Origin of the sequence: Streptomyces sp. NPDC046915 (assembly GCF_040644935.1) — a bacterium.
In the GTDB taxonomy this organism is placed as follows: Bacteria; Actinomycetota; Actinomycetes; order Streptomycetales; family Streptomycetaceae; genus Streptomyces.
In genome coordinates, this window is record NZ_JBEYXB010000001.1 from 1,051,688 (window position 1) to 1,069,499 (window position 17,812).

Annotated in this window: 13 protein-coding genes and 1 pseudogene; 4 read left to right on the top strand and 10 right to left on the bottom strand. The window is 70.8% G+C overall.

Annotation, left to right across the window (positions count from 1 at the left end):
- Nucleotides 1-166: 166 nt before the first annotated feature.
- The gene (locus ABZ915_RS04695) at nucleotides 167-829 is read right to left on the bottom strand and encodes a hydrolase (RefSeq protein WP_361795680.1); all 663 of its coding nucleotides are present in this window, start codon (nucleotides 827-829) and stop codon (nucleotides 167-169) included.
- 350 nt (nucleotides 830-1,179) lie between these two features.
- On the opposite strand from ABZ915_RS04695, the pseudogene ABZ915_RS04700 reads away from it, so the two are divergent.
- Nucleotides 1,180-1,413 (top strand): annotated as a pseudogene (locus ABZ915_RS04700) (transposase); the annotation flags it as partial.
- Between the two features lie 265 nt (nucleotides 1,414-1,678).
- Here ABZ915_RS04700 and ABZ915_RS04705 read toward each other — a convergent pair.
- Nucleotides 1,679-4,666, bottom strand: coding sequence for a BTAD domain-containing putative transcriptional regulator (locus tag ABZ915_RS04705; RefSeq protein ID WP_361795683.1), 2,988 nt, complete (start codon nucleotides 4,664-4,666; stop codon nucleotides 1,679-1,681).
- Nucleotides 4,667-4,864: 198 nt separating this feature from the next.
- Between ABZ915_RS04705 and ABZ915_RS04710 the strand changes: the two genes are divergently transcribed.
- On the top strand, nucleotides 4,865-5,890 hold the full coding sequence (locus ABZ915_RS04710; RefSeq protein ID WP_361795686.1) for a M28 family peptidase: 1,026 nt from the start codon (nucleotides 4,865-4,867) through the stop codon (nucleotides 5,888-5,890).
- Between the two features lie 383 nt (nucleotides 5,891-6,273).
- Nucleotides 6,274-9,255, top strand: a complete 2,982-nt coding sequence (locus ABZ915_RS04715) for a BTAD domain-containing putative transcriptional regulator (RefSeq protein WP_361795689.1) — start codon at nucleotides 6,274-6,276, stop codon at nucleotides 9,253-9,255.
- A 261-nt stretch (nucleotides 9,256-9,516) separates the two neighbouring features.
- On the opposite strand, the gene ABZ915_RS04720 is transcribed toward ABZ915_RS04715, so the two are convergent.
- From ABZ915_RS04720 to ABZ915_RS04755, 8 genes are all read right to left on the bottom strand, one after another.
- On the bottom strand, nucleotides 9,517-10,350 hold the full coding sequence (locus tag ABZ915_RS04720) for an alpha/beta hydrolase (RefSeq protein WP_361795692.1): 834 nt from the start codon (nucleotides 10,348-10,350) through the stop codon (nucleotides 9,517-9,519).
- Between the two features lie 70 nt (nucleotides 10,351-10,420).
- A complete protein-coding gene (locus ABZ915_RS04725) occupies nucleotides 10,421-11,098 on the bottom strand; it encodes a YoaK family protein (RefSeq protein ID WP_361795695.1) in 678 nt (225 codons plus the stop codon).
- A 148-nt stretch (nucleotides 11,099-11,246) separates the two neighbouring features.
- Nucleotides 11,247-12,119, bottom strand: a complete 873-nt coding sequence (locus tag ABZ915_RS04730) for an alpha/beta hydrolase (protein ID WP_361795698.1) — start codon at nucleotides 12,117-12,119, stop codon at nucleotides 11,247-11,249.
- Between the two features lie 43 nt (nucleotides 12,120-12,162).
- Complete coding sequence (locus ABZ915_RS04735; protein ID WP_361795701.1) at nucleotides 12,163-12,642, bottom strand: cupin domain-containing protein; 480 nt, start codon at nucleotides 12,640-12,642, stop codon at nucleotides 12,163-12,165.
- A 14-nt stretch (nucleotides 12,643-12,656) separates the two neighbouring features.
- A complete protein-coding gene (locus tag ABZ915_RS04740; protein ID WP_361795704.1) occupies nucleotides 12,657-13,646 on the bottom strand; it encodes an alpha/beta hydrolase in 990 nt (329 codons plus the stop codon).
- A gap of 178 nt (nucleotides 13,647-13,824) precedes the next feature.
- Nucleotides 13,825-14,607 carry an SDR family oxidoreductase gene (locus tag ABZ915_RS04745; RefSeq protein WP_361795707.1) on the bottom strand — a complete coding sequence of 261 codons (783 nt, stop codon included), beginning with the start codon at nucleotides 14,605-14,607 and terminating at the stop codon, nucleotides 13,825-13,827.
- Between the two features lie 55 nt (nucleotides 14,608-14,662).
- Entirely contained in the window at nucleotides 14,663-15,472 is an 810-nt protein-coding gene (locus ABZ915_RS04750) for an alpha/beta fold hydrolase (RefSeq protein ID WP_361795710.1), read from the bottom strand.
- A gap of 107 nt (nucleotides 15,473-15,579) precedes the next feature.
- Nucleotides 15,580-15,933 carry a hypothetical protein gene (locus ABZ915_RS04755; protein WP_361795713.1) on the bottom strand — a complete coding sequence of 118 codons (354 nt, stop codon included), beginning with the start codon at nucleotides 15,931-15,933 and terminating at the stop codon, nucleotides 15,580-15,582.
- Between the two features lie 340 nt (nucleotides 15,934-16,273).
- Here ABZ915_RS04755 and ABZ915_RS04760 point away from each other — a divergent pair, with 340 nt between their 5' ends.
- On the top strand, nucleotides 16,274-17,644 hold the full coding sequence (locus ABZ915_RS04760) for a sialidase family protein (protein WP_361795716.1): 1,371 nt from the start codon (nucleotides 16,274-16,276) through the stop codon (nucleotides 17,642-17,644).
- Nucleotides 17,645-17,812 lie beyond the last annotated feature (168 nt).

Below are 17,812 nucleotides of genomic sequence, written 5' to 3' on the forward strand. Positions count from 1 at the left end.
TCGAGAACAGCGACGAAGCCGTCCCCGACGATCCCGCCACGGCGGACGACTCCGCCCGGTCGCTCGCCGGCTGACCCGATCCGCTCGCATGCCCGGGTACGGCTCCAGCGAAGCGCCGGGCGCGCCGACGGCGTCCTGACCCCTGTCCGCGTACCCTGCCCGTCGGTCAGCCGGCGGTGTGGGAACCGATGATGGACTCGGCATAGACCGCGCCGAGGCCATAAGTGCCGGCGTGCTCCTTCACCACCTCGATGACGGCGCCGTAGGTCTCGGTACGGAGCCAGTCACGCTGGAGCTCCAGCAGGACCTGGAGCCAGGTCAGCGGAACGGCTCCGCCCTGGACCATGCGCTGCATGCCGTGTTCGTGGGCCTGCGGGCTCACTCCGCCCGACGCGTCGGCGACGACGTACACCTCGTATCCCTGGGACAGCGCGGACAGCACGGGCAGCACGAGGCACACCTCCGTCCACAGTCCCGCGATGACGAGCTTGGTACGCCCCGTGGCCTTGACGGCCTCCACGAACGCGGGGTCCTCCCAGGCGTTCATCGTGCTGCGGTCGATGATCTGCTGATCCGGGAAAACGGCCTTGAGCTGCGGGATCATCGCGCCCGAGAACTGCTTTTCGGCCACGGTGCTCAGCACCACCGGGACATCGAACACCTTGGCCGACTTCGCGAGGCCGACGGTCGCGTTGATGATCTCGCCCCGCTCGCCGCTGGACGCGGCGAAGAACATCTGCGGCTGGTGGTCGACGAACAACACCGTGCAGTTGTCCGGGGTGAGCAGGTCGGGGCTGGGCAGGGCGGCGACCGCGGAGATGTCGAACATGGTGGAATCCTGTCTGCCGTGAGGGCGTGTCGTGTTCCCGAGCCGCCGGGCCACGCATCGAGGAGGCGGGAAGCGGGCGGCACGCTGTGGACGCTAGTGAAGGCGTTGTGGACATTCGCTGCCCGAAAGGTGACCGGCGTCGACTACGTGCTCGCGGAGTGCCGTCCGGGGCTCGAGGTCTCCCGACTCAGCGGCGCCTTCAGACTCCCCGGTTTCCCGCTCTGCTTGGCGTCCGATGCCGCCGAACCGGAGGGAGTGCTGCCCTACGCGTTACGGGAGAACGACGTCCACCGCGCCCAGCGAGCAATACTCGTGCGCGAGTTCACCCCGAAGAGGATGAACAAGGGCAGGCCATCGCGCCGCGCGAGCATTCCGAGACGCGCACGACCTGGCGCAGTGGACACCGGGGGAGACCGCTGACCACGCAGGCCGGCGATCTGGACCTGAAGATCCCGAAGGTTGGGAGCGGGTCGTTCTTCCCCTCGCTGCTGGGACGCCGGCGACGGATCGACCGGGCATTGTTCGCCGTGGTGATGCAGGCATACGTGCACGATGTCTCGACCCGCTCGGTCGATCACCTGGTGACCGCGTCCACTCCCCCAGTGCGGGCCGGTCCACGGATCGGCGAATCCGGGCGGCGGCGGAGTTGAAGAACATGGTCCTGGAGTCGACGGCGGCGATCGGGCCCTTGATTCCGCTCGGGGAAGGCTGAGTTCTGTCGAGTGACGGTACGCGGGTCGGGGTGCGCGAAGCGTGCCGAGAAGGCGAACTCCCCGCCGGGTGAGCATCCACGCCTGCGCCGGCGTGATCAGCCGCAGTGCGGCTGCAGAGCCCTGCGTACGTGTGCTCTCAACCGCGGACGGACGACGCGGCGTCGAGTCGTGTGTCGTCGGGGCGCCGGAGCTTGTCGCGTACGTGCTCGGCATCCGGGTGCGCGATGGCCTCAAGGATCTCCAGCGCCTGCCGCCAGGCGGCCGCCGCCCGCTCCTGGGAGCCGTCGGCCTCCCACGCGTCACCGATGTGGACGAGAGTGTCCGCTTCCAGGTAGTCGTCGTGGATCTCGCGGTATGCCGTCAATGCGTGTTCGTAGCAGGTGAGGGCCTGCTGAAACTGGCCGAGGTGGTGGTGGGCGTAGCCGAGGCTGTCCCATGCGGCGGCCTCCCCGTTGCGGTCGCCGAGTTGCTGGTTCATGGTGATCGCCCGTCGGCAGTCGGCCAGGGCTTCCTCGTACGCGCCGAGCAGAATGTGGGTCCAGCCGACCTCGTTGAAGATGCCTGCCTGCCCGCTGCGATGACCGGCCGCCTCGTACAGCGCGTGCGCCTCGCGGTAGTGGTCGAGTGCCTCGTGGTGATGACCTTGGCGGTTGGCCTGGAAGGCCAGGTAGCGGTGGACGCGCCCCTGGCCGGGCGCGTCGCCGATGGCGGCGAACAGTTCCAGCGCGGTGGACAGGTGTTCGCGTGCCTCGGCGGGGCGCTCCAGGCGCCCGTTCACGAAGCCCAGGGCCCGGTGCGCGTGAGCGCGTCCCGAGAGGTCGCCCAGTTCTTCGGCCGCGTGCAACGCCGCTTCCTGAACGACTAGTTGGTCCTGCCACCGGCCGTGCCGGTCGAGGAAGAGTTCCAGTGTCGCGGCGAGCTGCCAGCAGTGGGCGCCCAAGCCGGACCGGGCCGCCTCCTGCACGGCTGCGAGGAGGACCGGGCGCTCGGCGTTCAGCCAACTTGCCGCCTTTTCCTGGCTTTTGAACGCTATCGGACTGGCCCCGGTGGCGACCCGCGGTGACAGGGTGAGACGTTCCCGGTGGGGTGCGAGCAGGCTGTCGGCCCGGTGAGCGGTGTGCAGGAGGTGGTCGAGCAGCCGGTGCCGTGCGGCGTCCCGCTCCTCGGGAGTGTCGTGTGACTCCGCCAGTTCCGCGGCGTAGACCCGCAGCAGTTCGTGTGAACCGAAGCGGCCCGGGGACCGCTGGGTGAGCAGATGCGCGCCGACCAGTTCGGCGAGCAGCGGGCGTATGTCTTTGAGAGGCAGGCACAGCAGAACGGCCGCGGTCGCGGTGGACGCGTCGGGGCCGGGATGGAGCGCCAGGAGGCGGAACAGCCTCGCCGCACCTGGTGTGAGAGCGTCGTAGGACCACGAGAACGCCGTGCGGGGGTCGGTCACGGGATCATCGTGGGTGAAGGCGGCGAGGCTGCCGCGGGTCTCGCGCAGTTCCTCGGCGATGGACGAGAGGCTCCGGCCCGGATGGACCGCGGCACGGGCACTGACGATGGCCAGTGTCAACGGCAGCGAGCCGCACAGTGCGACGATCTCGTCAGCGGCCGTCGGCTCCGCGGCGACCCGCTTCGTGCCGAGTCGCCTCATGAGGAACTCCCTGGACTCCGCGGCCGTCAGGAGGTCGAGCGAGAGGGGATGGGCGCCGTCCGCGACGACCAGTCCGTGCAGGTGGTTGCGGCTCGTGATGACGATCAGGCATCCGGCCGAGCCCGGCAGGAGCGGGCGGACCTGTTCCGTGTCGCGCGCATTGTCCAGCAGCACCAGGACGCGGTGACCGGCCAGCAGAGTCCGGTAGAGGGCGGCCTGGGCGTCAAGGCCGGCCGGTATGCGGTGCGCGGGGACGCCCAGGGCATCGAGAAAGCCGCGGATCACCTCCGCGGGATCCGCGATCGAGCCCGACGGGCCGAAGCCGCGCAGGTCGGCATACAGCTGGCCGTCGGGAAAGCGGTCGGCGATCTGGTGGGCCCAGTGCACCGCCAGGCTGGTCTTGCCGACGCCCGCCATGCCGCCGATTGCGCTGATCACCACGGTGTTCGGCCGATCGTCCGACGGCGACAGGAGTGCGTGCACCCGCCCCAGTTCGGCGCGGCGGCCGGTGAACATACTCAGGTCAGGAGGGAGTTGTGCGGGGCGGACCTGTGTCGCACCGTGTGCCGGACCCGTCCTCTCGGTGGAAGCCTCCGGCACGGGGGCGCCGCCGTACGGCAGTTGGGGAGGGTCGTTCTCGGCACCGCTCAGAGCACCGCTCCGAGCACCGCTCCGAGCACCGCTCCGAGCACTGCTCCCGGTCTCCGGTCGGCCCGGTGGCGTGGAGGCGGCGCTGCGCGGCAAGTGCTGTTCGGCGGCCCGAAGTTCCGGGCCCGGGTCCAGACCCAGCTCATCGACGAGTCGCGTACTGACGTCCCGGTAGGCGTTCCGCGCCTCGGCCCGGTGTCCGGTCACCGCGAGCGCTGTGACGAGACTCGCGTGCAGCACCTCGTCCAAGGGGTGGGCCGCGGCCGTCTGTCTGAGGACCGGCAGCAGCCGCCCGGCGAGACCCGGTCCGGCTTCGAGGGCCACCGCGGCGGCTTCCTTCACCGCCGCCGGATACTCCCGGTCCACCGACGCGAAGGCGGGGTGCGCGCGGACTTCCGGCGCGATCCCTGACGCCGTGGGGCCGCGCCACAGGGCGAGTGCCTCGATCAGTGACGCGGCGGCTCGGGCAGGGTCGCCCAGTTCCCGGGCCGCACTCGCCTCGTCGCGCAGGGCACGGAACCGCTGGAGGTCGAGCTCCCCCGCACCGAGCATCAGGCGGTAGCCTCCGGAGCCCCGTACGAGTCGGCTCGGCGTGGTCTGTCCCGAGGGATCGGTGTCCAACAGCCTTCGCAGGGCTCCCACATGACGGTGCACCACATTGACGGAGCCGACCGGCGCGTTCTCGTCCCAGAGCACATCGACGATCTCGTGGACCGGAACGGGCTCCCCCGCCCGCGCCAGGAGCAGGGCCAGCAGGGCTCGTCGCTTTGGCGGTCCCGGGTTCAGCTCCGTTTCGCCTCGCCAGGCTCTGACGGGCCCCAAAACTGTGAAACGCACGGTTCGGATTCTAGGACGCCGGCGATTCACACCGACCGATCTTGATCACTTCCGGCCTTGATCACTCCCCGCCCTGCGATCCTGTCGCCGGTGGTCACTTCAGCCACCTCATCTGGTAACCGCCGAACTCCTACGCTGCCTCCGCCGCACCGAGCCGGATCGAGCAGCGGTGCCCGGCACGACGGACGGAGTCTCCACATGATCGAGTCGGCGATGCAGGTGCTGGCCGGGCAAGTCGACCCGGCACGGCTTCGACGCGATGTCGACGCCCTTGCGGCGTGCCCACGCAGCCGTATGCGCGCGCCGAACGCCATGGCCGAGGCGGAGCGCCATGTGACGGACGAGCTGTCGGCCGCCGGATGGCAGGTCGAGCGACAGCCGTTCGACCTGCGGTGGCAACCAGGTACGACCGACCGGCGAGGGCACCGGCTCCTCCCTCTCAAGCTGCGCCTGCATCGGCGGCTGACCGGCGCCAACCTGCTCGCGCGACTCCCCGGGCACCCACAGCGGCCGGCGGTGCTGATCGGCGCGCACCTGGACTCCGTGGACGCGAGCCCAGGAGCCGACGACAACGCCTCCGGTGTGGCGGTCCTGCTGGAAGCCGCCCGGCTGCTCGGCGCGCTGGAAGAGCCGCCACCCGTCACCCTCATGTGCTTCGACATGGAGGAACTGGGGCTGATCGGCTCGCGGTACGCCGCCCGGCAGTTCACCGACCGGCATGAACAGGTGGCGGGCATGATCTGTCTGGAGTCGGTCGGGTACTTCGCGCCTGAGCCGGGTGGTCAGCGGCTGCCCGCAGGCTTCGGACTGGCCTTCCCCACGGCCGCCCGCGAGGTCCGTGCGAACCGCTTCCGCGGAGACTTCACCCTCGTGGTCCACCGGCGTTCCACACAAGGTGCGGCCGCTCTGTGGCAGCGCGCGGCCGCGTGCGCGGGTCCGGCACTGCCCGCCCTCCCTTCGATCGCCCTCCGCGACCGCCGTCCCGAAGGGCCGCTGGGTCTGCTCATCGGCCTGGCGGTGCCACCGGCGAATCATCTCGGGCGCAGCGACCACGCCTCGTTCTGGAACCGCCGGATCCCGGCGCTCATGCTGACCAGCACCGCCAACTTCCGTAATCAGCACTACCACCGCCCCACGGACACGGCGGACCTCCTCGACTACGACCGGCTGGCCGCGGTCACCGCCGCGACCGCGGCCACAGCGCTGTACTGGCCGTGCGGGTGAGACAACGTCATGGTGAGGACCGGCATGCACCCTTCGGTCATCCTGCACGCCCGCGGCCGCCCGACCTCGGCCCCGCACGACCTGCCTTCGCCCTGCGGGCTGGGGTACTGTGAGCTGGGGAAAGGTCCCTGACGACACAGCCGGAACGCGCATCGGCCGCGGGCGGTGAGGGCGGGTCGGGGCCTCGGGACGGGGAGATTCATGACCATGGTGCTCTACGCGTTCAGCAGGGCAAGGGCATGTCCGGGCTCCGGCTCGCGCTTCGCCGGTCCTCGTGCTCGGCCGACCGCCAGATGACGCACGCGGCCGAAACGGAGGGACCGTTAGACAGACCCACGACCGGTCTTTCCGGCGGGTGGGAGCGCCGATCCCCGGGGGAGACGGTGCGCTTCGCCGTGCTGGGTCCCGTGCGCGCCTGGCGGGCCGATGTCGAGCTGCGCCTGGGGCCCCCGCAGCAGCAGGCGTTCGCGGCGTTGCTGCTGACGAGCACCGACCGGCCCGTCACCGCCACGGAGGTCGTCGACATGCTGTGGGGGCAGGATCCGCCGCCGAGCGCGGTCAATGTCGTACGCCGCTATGTGGGGGCGCTGCGCCGCGTACTGGAGCCGGGGCTGCCTCGGATGGCGACCGGGAGATGGCTGCTCCGGGAGGGCGGCGGATACCGGCTGGACGTCGGCGTCACCGCACTTGACCTGCTGCGCTTCCGTGACCTGCGTACGCAGGCGCGTGCGGCCGACCGGGCGGACGATTCCGCGTACGCCCTCGAGTTGTATGCGCAAGCCCTGGCGCTGTGGCGCGGTCACGCGGCGGCCGGGATACCGGCTCAGGTGCGCAGCCACCCGGTTTTCGTGGGACTCGACGGCGAGCGACTGGCCACGGTCAAGGAGGCCGCCGACGCGGCCCTGCGCTGCGGCCGCGCGGGACCGGTGCTGGCTCAACTACAGGGCCTGGCGGACGACCATCCTCTTGACGAGCCGCTGCACAGCCGGCTGATCCGGGCGCTGGCGCTGACGGGCCAGCAGGCCCAGGCCCTGGAGACGTATCAGAAAATCCGGGTGCTGTTGGCCGAGGAGTTGGGCGTCGAGCCCTCCTCCGAGTTGCTGGCCGCTCACCGCGAAGTGCTGAGTGCGCGGTCCGCACCCACTTTCCCGACGCCCCTCGCGGCCTTGGACAGTGAGGGCTCAACCGGCCGGGCCGCCGCTCCCGAGACGGCCTCCCCGGCTCGTGACGACCTGCTCGTGCCGCTGCCCCGGCCTGCCCAACTCCCGGCCGCCTACGAACACTTCGCGGGCCGCGAGGCCGAGATCGACCACATGCTGCGCCGCCTTCCGGCCGCCTCAGGCCACGGTGGACCCGGGACCACCATGGTGATCAACGCCATCGGCGGCATGGCCGGAGTGGGCAAGACCACCTTGGCCGTCCAGGTGGCCCATCGAGTGACGGACCGGTTCCCGGACGGCCAGCTCTACGTCAATCTGCGGGGGTTCGATCTCCACGGCGCGGCCATGGACCCGGCGGAAGCCGTACGCGGATTCCTCGAGGCCCTGGGAGTCAGCCGCAAGCAGATGCCCGACAGCCTGGAAGCCCAGGCGGCTCTGTATCGAAGCCTCCTCGCGGACCGACGCGTCCTGGTCCTGCTGGACAACGCGCGCGACGCCGACCAGGTACGTCCGCTGCTGCCCGGCGCCGCCGGCTGCCTGGTCCTGATCACCAGTCGCAATCAACTGACGAGCCTGGTGGTCGCCGGTGGCGCTCATCCCCTCACTCTGGACCTGCTGTCCCCGAAGGACGCCAGGCAGTCACTCGTACGACGCCTCGGGGCATACCGGGTGGCCGCCGAACCTGCCGCCGTCGACACGATCATCTCCCTCTGCGGCGGGCTGCCACTGGCGCTGTCCATCATCACGGCCCGCGCCCTGATGAACCCGACGTTCCCCCTGTCCGGCATCGCGGCGGAACTCATGGAGGCGAACGGAAGCCTCGACGCCTTCGACGGCCTCGACGCGACGACAGACGTACGGACGGTGTTCGGCTGGTCGTACCACACTCTGACCGGCGAAGCGGCCCGGCTGTTCCGGCTCTTGTCCCTGCATCCCGGGCCGGACATCGGGACGCACGCCGCCGGCGCACTCGCGGACCGCCCGACCGCCAGGGTCCGTTCCCTGCTGGCCGAACTGACGCGCACGCACCTCCTCACCGAGGAGGCCCCGGGCCGCTACCGCTTCCATGACCTCCTGCGCGCGTATGCGAACGAACTCGCTCGTGCCGAGGACGGCGAAGGGGACGGCGAGGAGGAACGGCGCGACGCGATGTGCCGCGTGCTGGATCACTATCTGCTCACCGCGCATGCCAGCGCATCCCTTCTCGATCCGGCGGGTGTCTTCCCCTCGCCGGCCCCGTCGCCGGAGGCGACGGGGACCCCGGTGGCCCTGGGGGACGCCGAGTCCGCCCTCAGCTGGTTCAGTGCGGAGCGACTCGTCCTGCTGGAAGTGGCGCGGCAGTCGGTGGACGACGGGCTCGGCGGCCACGCGTGGCAACTGGCGCGGCTGCTGGACCCGGTGCACGAACGGTTCGGGCACTGGCACGACTGGGCGGACCTCCAGCGCATCGCTCTCGCCGCGGCCCAGCAGCTCGCCGACCCCGTCGGCGTCGCGCATGCCCACGGTGGCCTTGGACGCGCCTGTTCGCTGCTCCGCCGCTACCCCGAGGCCGCAGACCACCTGCACCATGCCCTGTCCCTGTTCGAGGCCCTGGGCGACGACCTCGGCCAAGCGCACACACGACGCGCTCTCGGCTGGGTGATGACCCGCACCGAGAGGCACGGTGAGGCGATACGGCAGACCCGGCACGCGCTGGACCTGTACCGCATCGCCGGACACCTGAGCGGGCAGGCGGACGCGATGAACGCGATCGCCTGGTACGAAGCGGTGCTCGGCGACTACGACAAGGCCATGGCCAACGCCCTGCGGTCGCTTTCTCTGTACCGACGGATGAGTGATCAAGGCGGCCCGCACGAGGCCAACGCCTGGGACACCCTTGCCTACGCCCATCACCATCTGGGCAACTTCAGGCGGGCGCAGGCCTGTTACCTGCGAGCCATCGACATGCTCCGCAGGAACGGCGACCGTTACAACGAGGCCGGCAGCCTCACCCGGCTCGGTGACACCTACGCGGCGACCGGCGACGACGCGGCCGCTCGTGCGGCATGGGCGCAGGCGGCGGACATCCTCACGGAGATCGATCCCCCGTGGGCGGCCGAGGTGAGGGCGAAGCTTCAGACCTCGGCCTTCTCCGACGACGGCGTACCGGACGTGACGTCGCACTCCGATGACGTGCTGAGGCGGACGGCACATCGGCTGCCGTGATCGAGTGGGGCGGCCCCGAAGGCGAGTCGGGTCGCCGCGACCCGGCTGAGCGCCGGTAGTGCGGTGTCGGTGTTCTGCGCGCGCGGTTCGAACGTGCCCACGCCGAGGGCGACCTGCCTCCGAAGGCCGACGCGGACGCCCTCGCCCGCCGCTTGGCGGCCGTCCGCCAGGGGATCTCGGTGCAGGTCACCGGCGGGGCGAGCCGCGAGGACCTGCACCGGGTCACGGACCAGGCCCTCGGTGCGCGGCCGAGTCGAGCGATTACTTGCCCAGGAAGGCCAGCAGGGCGGCGTTGACCTCTTCGGCGTGCGTCCACAGCAGACCGTGCGGGGCGCCCTCGATCTCGACGTACTCGGCCGAGGGCAGCAGTGCGTGGAAGGGCCGCCCGGTCGCGTCGATCGGCAGGATCCGGTCGGCCGTGCCGTGCAGGATCAGTGTCGGTACGTCCATCTTGGCGACGTCGGCGCGGAAGTCGGTGATCCAGGTGGGCACGCAGGCCACCGACGCGTACGCCGAAGCACCCGCTGCCACGTTCCGGCTCTCCCGCACGGCCTCTTCGCTGATCCGGCTGCCGAGCGTCTCGTCGAGGTTGTAGAACGCCTCGTAGAAGCCGGTGAAGTAGGCGTAGCGGTCCTTGGTGACCGCCTCCAGGATGCCGTCGAAGACGGACTGGTCGACCCCGTCCGGGTTGTCGTCGGTCTTGACCAGGAAGGGTTCGAGGGAGGCCAGGAAGACGGCCTTGGCGACGCGCTGCGAGCCGTACGCGCCCAGGTAACGGCCGACTTCCCCCGTGCCCATGGAGAACCCGACGAGTACCGCGTCGGTGAGGGCCAGTTCGGTCAGCAGCGTGTCGAGGTCGGCGGCGAAGGTGTCGTAGTCGTAGCCCGTGGTCGGCTGCGACGACCGGCCGAAGCCGCGCCGGTCGTAGGTGATGACCCGGTGGCCCGCGTCGAGCAGGGCCGGGAGTTGCTTCTCCCAGGAGTGGCCGTCCAGCGGGTAACCGTGGATCAGCACGACGGGCTGCCCGCTCCCGTGGTCCTCGTAGTACAGCTCGATGTCGGCGGAGTTCTCCTGGCCGACGGTGATGTACGGCATGTCGGATTCCCTTCGTGGGCTTGGTGGATCAGCGCGTGGGTGATGGTGGGAGAGGACGGTCGCAGTCCGATCAGCCCCAGTTCCCGGCGCTGTCGCGCCGTCGCAGCCGGTCGGCCGCCACCGCGCACCCCGCGTGAACGGCCGCGGCCGCCCACAGCGGAGCCGCGATCCGGCCGTGGCGTAGCAGCAGACCGCCGACCAGTGCCCCCGTCATCATCGACAGGATCGACGCGACGCGCCGCAGCCGAACCTGGTTCGAGGACCGGTCGGCGAACAGTCCCGCGGTCGTCAGGGTGAGAACCGTCGTGGTCAGGTCGGGGACCGCCAGTCGGCGGACCACGGCGTTCTGCGCGCCCATCGCGACGGCCAGCAGCGCGACCATGGCCGGCTGTGTGCCGCGCCGCGCCGGATCGGCGAGGGCGGCCAGAGCGGCCGCCACGGCGACCAGCACGCACTGGGCCCCGCACGTGCCGGCCAGCAGCCGGCCGCGGTGGGTCTTGCGGGCGCCGCCGTAGCGTCCGCCGACGAACGCGCCGGCCCCGAAGCAGCCGACCGCCACAAGCGTCGCGCTCCAGGAGACGCCGCCGACTCCGACGACCGCGAATCCGAAGAAGACGACGTTGCCCGTCATGTTCGCGACGAAGACGTGACCCAGCGTCAGGTAGCTGACGGCGTCGACCAGGCCGGTCCCGATGGTCAGGGCGAGGAGCAGTCCCGGCAGAGGACCGTGGTCGCGGGAGTCGGTCATCTCCGTCGCCGCCGATCGGCGGCGTGCCCGCTGCGGGGGTGCGTGCGGACCGGGTCGGACAGGGCGGGCATGCTCGTTCCTTTCGCGGATCGGCTGGACCGCGTAGGTGAAGCGGCCCGACCACCGGGGCGTCGTGGATGACGCCGGTTCAGGAGGTGGCGCGGGCGGCGGCCTCGATGACGTGTGCGGTCGCGTCCGGATGTGAGACGAGGACCGCGTGCGAGGCGCCGCGGATCACCTCGGTGTGAGATCCCGCACGGCGCGCCATGGCCTGCTCGGCAGCCGGTGGGACGGCGCGGTCGGCGCCTGCGACCAGGAACCAGGAGGGAATGGTCGTCCACGCCGGCGTGCTGCTGGGTTCCGCGAACGCCGCCAGCGCCACCGGCCGTTGGCCGGCCGCCATCAGCCGGGCCTTGCCGGCCGGCACGTCGGCGGCGAAGACCTGCCGGAAATCCGCGGGGTTGACGTAGGCGTCCTGCCCGCCCGGGAACGGCCGGATTGTCAGCGCCGGCGGAAGTTTGCTGCCCGGGTACTTTCCGAGGACCGCCAGGCCGGACTCGCCCTGGTCGGGAGCGAACGCGGCGATGTACACCAGGGCCTTGACGTTGGGGTGATCCACCGCGGCGTCGGTGATGACGGCGCCGCCGTAGGAGTGGCCGACCAGGACGACCGGCCCGGGAATGGTGTCCAGGACACTGGACACATAGGCCGAGTCGTCGGCCAGGCCACGGAGCGGGTTCGCGACGCCGATCACGGGGTATCCCCGGCGCTCGAGCCGCGATATCACCGCGTCCCAGCTCGACGAGTCCGCGAACGCACCGTGGACCAGGACCACGGTCGGCTTCGGTGTGCTCGGTGTGACCGACGCCGTCGCGGCGTTCGCGGCGGATGCCGAGCCGGCGGGCGTGGCGGCGGACAGCGCCGGGACCACGAGCATTGTCCCGACCACCATCGCCGAGAGCATCAGCTTTCTTCGGCGTTGCCCGCCCTCGCGGAGTCGGGCGGGTTCGATCCCTGTCATGACTGCTCTCCTCGTCTTTCCTGCTCTTGCGGGGCGGTCCGACTCACGGGGACGGCGGCGGTCCGGTGACGCGAAGGTGGAAGGCCTCGGCGGAGGCCACGACTGCCGCGAGATCGAACTCCGGCGGCAGATCCCCGGCCTCGGCCACCGGGGTGCCGTTGGCCCTGAAGTACTCCTCGATGCAGGCCGGGCTGAACAGCACCGCCATCCGCGCCCCCTGGGGCGAGCGCACCAGATAGCTGTGCGGAACCCCGCGCGGCCCGTACGCGACCTGTCCGGGCACCAGGTCGTGGCGCTGGTCGCCGACGAAGAACGTCACCTCGCCGTCGAGGACGAACCAGACCTCCTCCTCGTCCTCGTGGACGTGGTGCGGGGGTGCGTGGCCGGCCGGGTCGGCGAACTCCATCAGACTGAGCCTGTTGTCGGTCGCGGCTCCGGGGAGCAGGATCCTCGCCTGGCCGCCGAGGAACCAGAAGGGTTCACGCTCGGCGGTCGGGCCGAAGGTCGGGAAGAACCGGGTCATGTCCGCTCCTGACGTCATCGGTGGCTGCCCAGGAAACGCAGCAGCATGTCGGTCATCTCTTTCGGGTGCTCCTCGTAGATCCAGTGGCCGGAGTCGGGGATGACAGCCGGGGTGACGTGGGTGGCGTAGTGGCGCACCTGCTTCGCGACCGACGAACCGAGGCTGCCGGAGGCACCGATCGCGAGCACCGGCATGGTCAGGGGCTTCTTCTGGAACCGCGCGTTGTCGGCGATGTCCTGCGGGAACGTCCGGAACCAGGCGAAGTTCGCCTCCAGGTGGGCGTGGTCGCGCAGGTAGGAAGCGAAGACCTGGAGGTCCTCGGGGGACAGGGCGTCCTTGTGCACCGCGATGCCCCGCATGAAGCCCGACGTCCAGGTCAGCTCGCGGCCCCGGATCAGGCTCTCCGGGAGGCCGGTCCGCAGGGCGAAGAATCCGAAGTGCCACGCCCCGGGACCCTGGGCCGTCAGTGACGGGAACTTGTAGATGCCCGAGTCAGGGATCGGGGCCTCGCTGAGCACGAGCTTCCTGACGCTGTGCGGGTACTGCGCGGCGTAGGAGTAGGCGACCATCGTGCCGATGTCGTGGCCGACGACGTTCACGTCCTGGTCCTTGCCGAGCGACACCAGGAGCGCGTGCAGCTTGGCGGCCATGGTCTTCTTGTCGTAGCCGGACGCCGGCGCGTCGCTCCGGCCCGCGCCGGGCAGGTCCGGGGCGATGACGGTGTAGTGCTCGGCGAGCGCGGGCATGATGGCACGCCACTCGTACCAGGTCTGGGGGTAGCCGTGGATCAGGACCAGGGTCGGGCCGTGGCCGCCGATCACGTAGTCGATGCCGGTCCCGGCGACCCGGGTCTTGTGTTCGCTGAAGCCGGCGGGCATCCGCTCGCCGGCCGGGGGTGCCGACTTGGCGGAGGCCGCGGCCGTGAGGGTGGTCGAGCCGAGGCCGACGGCCAGGGCGAAGACCGCGGCCACCAGGCGGCGGGCTCCGGGCAGGCGGAATTTCACTGGTGTCTCCAAGGGGTGTGAGGGGAAGCGAGGCGCGGCGGGAGTACGGCCCGCCGCGTCATGACGGCCGGTCAGAGGATTCGACGAGGCCGCCGTCGACGACGAAGTCGGCGCCGGTGATGGCACTGGTACCGATCAACCTGTGCGGGCCATGGGAGGGAGTCTTTGCAAGGGAGGGTCAGATCTGGCGCAGCGCACCGCCGTCGACGGCCCACTCTGCACCGGTGATCTGGCGTGCGAGGGGGGAGAGCAGGTAGGCGATGACCCGTGCGACGTCGTCGGGGCTGCCGAGCCGGGCGGTGGGCAGGCGTCGCACCTCGCGGACGAAGTGGTCGATCGCCGCCTCCGGTTCCAGGTGGAACTGAGTGGCGAGCTGCTCGGCGAAGCCGCCGGGGCCGTCCCACAGCCGGGTCCGGGTCGGTCCCGGTGCGACGACGTTGGAACGCACCCCGCGCGGGCCGAACTCGGCCGCCAGTGTCTTGGACAGCGACAGCAGCGCGGTTTTGGCGGCCGCGTAGTCCACCATCGACACGTCCGGCATCCTGGCCGCCTCGCTGGTGAGGTGGACCAGGGAGCCGCCACGCATGAGCAGGGCGGGCAGCGCGGCCCGCGTCATCCGCACCGCGCAGTGGAAGTTGAGCTCGAACGTGGCCTGCCACTGCTCGTCACTCACTTCCAGGAACCCGGTGCGGGAGTCCAGTGCGCCGATGTTGTTGACGAGCCCGTCCAGACCCCCGTACCGGGCGAGCACCTCCTCCACCACACGCTGGGCCGCGCCGGGCTCGGTGAGGTCGGCCGCCAGGCCGCTGACCCGCGGGCCGAGGGCTTCGACGCCCTCGGGGTGGCGGGCCACGGCGACGACGGTGGCGCCCTCGGCCGCCAGCACGCCTACCGTGGCCTCGCCGATCCCGGCGGACGCGCCGGTCACCACCACGACTGCGTCGTCGAGTCGAAGATCCATCAGTCGGCCTCCTTTCAGGCGAGCGGGCCGCCGCCCTCGACGTGCGGCACCGAACTCATCGCCCGGCCTCCAGACTCTGCTGCCGCAGCCAGGTGAGAACGGTCTCCGCGACCTCGCGCCAGCCGCCGTCGATCGTCAGGGAGTGCCCGCGGTCGGGGAAGTTGATGATGTCGGTGACGGCCTCGGAGTGCCGGTACTGCTTGAGGGTGGCCCGGGTGACGACCTCGGGCACCGTGTGATCCTTGCCGCCGGAGATGAGCAGCAGCGGGCCGCGTCCGCTGTTGTCCGTGTCGACCTTCGCCGGCGAGTGGGGGTTGAAGTTGGCGGAGGCGGCCTCGTACAGCGGCTTGCCCGGCGCGGGGATGGTCCAGCGTTCGTACAGGGCTGCCGACTCCTCCTCCGCAATGGCGTTGCCGAAGGCGAACCGGAACTGCTCCGCGGTCAGGGAGACCGACCGGCGCTTGTTGGTCGGGTTCTTGAAGACCGGGAACGTCGCCTTGAGTGCGGACAGCGGCAGGGGCAGAACGCCCTTGATCTGTGCGGCGTCGATCGCGACCGCCGCGGCGGCGCGGTCCTGGCCGAGCAGCTTCTGCGCGATCATCCCGCCGAACGAGTGACCGATCACGACGGGCCGCACGGGCAGGGCCTCGATCAGGGCCGCGTAGTGCTCGACGACGTCGTCGATGCCGTGGCCGGCGATGCTCTCGGGGTTCTGGCGCGCCTCCTCGACGGTGTCGGGGTCGCCGGGCCAGCCGGGCGCGGACGGGTCGTAGCCCTCCTCGCGGAACAGATCGATCCACGGCCGCCAGGAGGTGCTGTGCAGCCAGAGTCCGTGGACGAAGACCACGGGAAGCGGGACGGTCATGGCTGGGCCTCTCTGGTGTGGGTGGCGTGCCTGACCTGGCATGTGCACACGAAACCGGGAACCCCGGTTCTCTCGCACCGGGGTTGCACCCCAGTCGTTCAGAGGTGTCAGGGGTGGACGCCGAACGGCCCGAGGACCCCCGCGTCGATCCGCAGGGACTCCAGCAGCGTCCACGCGTTGTCCCGCGTGAAGACATCGGCGGCGGCGAGGACTCCGGTGTACTTCGCGGCCACGGGAGCGGCCGCGGCGTCCGCGACCGCGTCGAGGAAGGTCTTGAAGACCGCCCACGAGTTGCCCTGCGCACCGTACTTGGCGAAGAACGGAGCCGGATCGACGGAGGCGATCGCGGACCGGGTGCCGGCGTCCAGATCGTCCATGTACTGGATCTGCAGGGCGCCGTCCGCGCGGACTCCGAGCCGCCCGAGATGGCCGCCGACGAACGTCTGCCACGGGTAGTCCATCGCGATGCTCTGGGCCCGCCATGTGTGCTGACTCCTCGGCGTCCGATGCCGGCCTTTGCTGACACCCGAGGGAGTGCGATACCTCTGACCTGGGAAGAACCGTAGATCACCTGTGCACCGGCGCGGCGGCGGCTTGGTAGCCGGTCCGCCGACACCAGGACCCGTCGCATGTCACTCGTTCCCGCGAATGACTCCTGGCGCGCTCCGTCAGACCACGGACGGCATACCACGGGCCGATGACAGGGGGCAGCGAAGCGCGCACCATCAGCCATGACCTCGACGTGCAAGCCGGATGCCCCTGGCGATGGTGGCGATCGGCGGGCCAGAAGGGACCTTCGCCATGGGGGCATTCGATCGAATGGTGCCGCGGCGGGCCTTCGCCGGCGTCCCGGTGTCGGTGTTGTCGTGGCTGATGGCCCGCAACCTGCCACTGACGGCGACACCGGCGAGGCGAGCAGAAGACAGGGTGCCGGGCAACATACGGGTCACCGATGATGTTTTCGCCGCGTGCATCGAACCGGCCATCGCAGTCAATCCGGTCGACCCTCGCAACCTCCTGGCCGTATGCCGGGTGTTCGTCGGACCCGACATCGGTGTAGCCGCGTACACGTCGTTCGACGGCGGCGACACCTGGCGGGCACGGGGCCTGCTGCCCGGCCTGGTACCAGACTTCGACGGCAATCCGAGCGTGGCCTTCGACAGCCGTGGCCGCGCGTTCCTGTGCTGCGTCGTGGCCACCCAGGGGCCGCTGCGCCACGGTGACGTCCTGATGTGGCGCACCGACGACGGTGGGCGTGGTTTCCGTCCGTCGACCACGGCGATCGCCGGCGGCCCTGGGCTGGTGGACCATCCCAGCCTCACGATCGGCACGGGAAGCCGCCCGGCAGCCACGCATCTGTACCTCGCCGCGGGGGTGTACGGCACCGCCGACGACGGTGTGGTCGTCGCCCGCTCCACCGACGGCGGCCGGACCTTCCAGCCCCCGCGTGGACTTGATCCGGCCGCAGGCGCCAGGGCCATCGCCCCCGTCACCGCCGCCGGACCGAACGGCTCGCTCACCGTCGCCTATGTCACCCCCTCCCCGAGCGGTGACGTGCTCCTCAAAGCCGTCACCTCAGGCGACCACGGCGAGACCTTCACGGAGCCGTTCACGCTGGCCGAGGTGCCGGCCATGGCGCCGGGTCTGGGAGACGTCACCGCGAAGAGCGGCCCGGCTCTTGCGGCTTCCGCCGACGGCGGCCTGATCTGCGCGGTCGTCACCGGCTTCGACGACGCGACCGGCATGTCGCGGCTGCTGCTGACGACATCGGCCGGCCCCGCCGCCCTCGCTCCGACGTGGAGTGGACCGATGACCGTGGCGGCCGGCGACGAGACGGTCTACCTACAGCCCCAAGTCGCCATCGCCGACGACAACCGCATCGCGATCTCCGTCTACTCCCTGTCCCTGGCAACCCTGCGCATGGACGTCCTGCTCCACATCTCGGATCCGGTGCGAGCCGCACCCGCGCAACCCGCCTTCGGGCCGCCCCTGCGCGTCACCACACAAGCCTTCGATCCCCGGCGGGCCATCGACACCGGCAGCACGCACTGGCTCGGCAACTACCAGGGAATGGCCGCTGCTCCCGGCCACGTCTTCCACCCGATCTGGACCGACACTCGCACCGGCCGCGCGCAGCTCTTCACCGCTGCCGTTCGCCGTCACCGCCCCTGACACCCCTGGGCAAAGGCGAGCGTGAGCCCTCCGGAGCGGGCAGGCAAACAAGCGCAAGCACGCCCGAGCCGTGGGTGAGGTCGACTCGGGGCGCCCTGCTGGTGTTTCCATCAGTGGGTTTCCCCGAGCCGCCTCCCGAACCCGGCGTGCCCGTCTCCGGGCACCGGG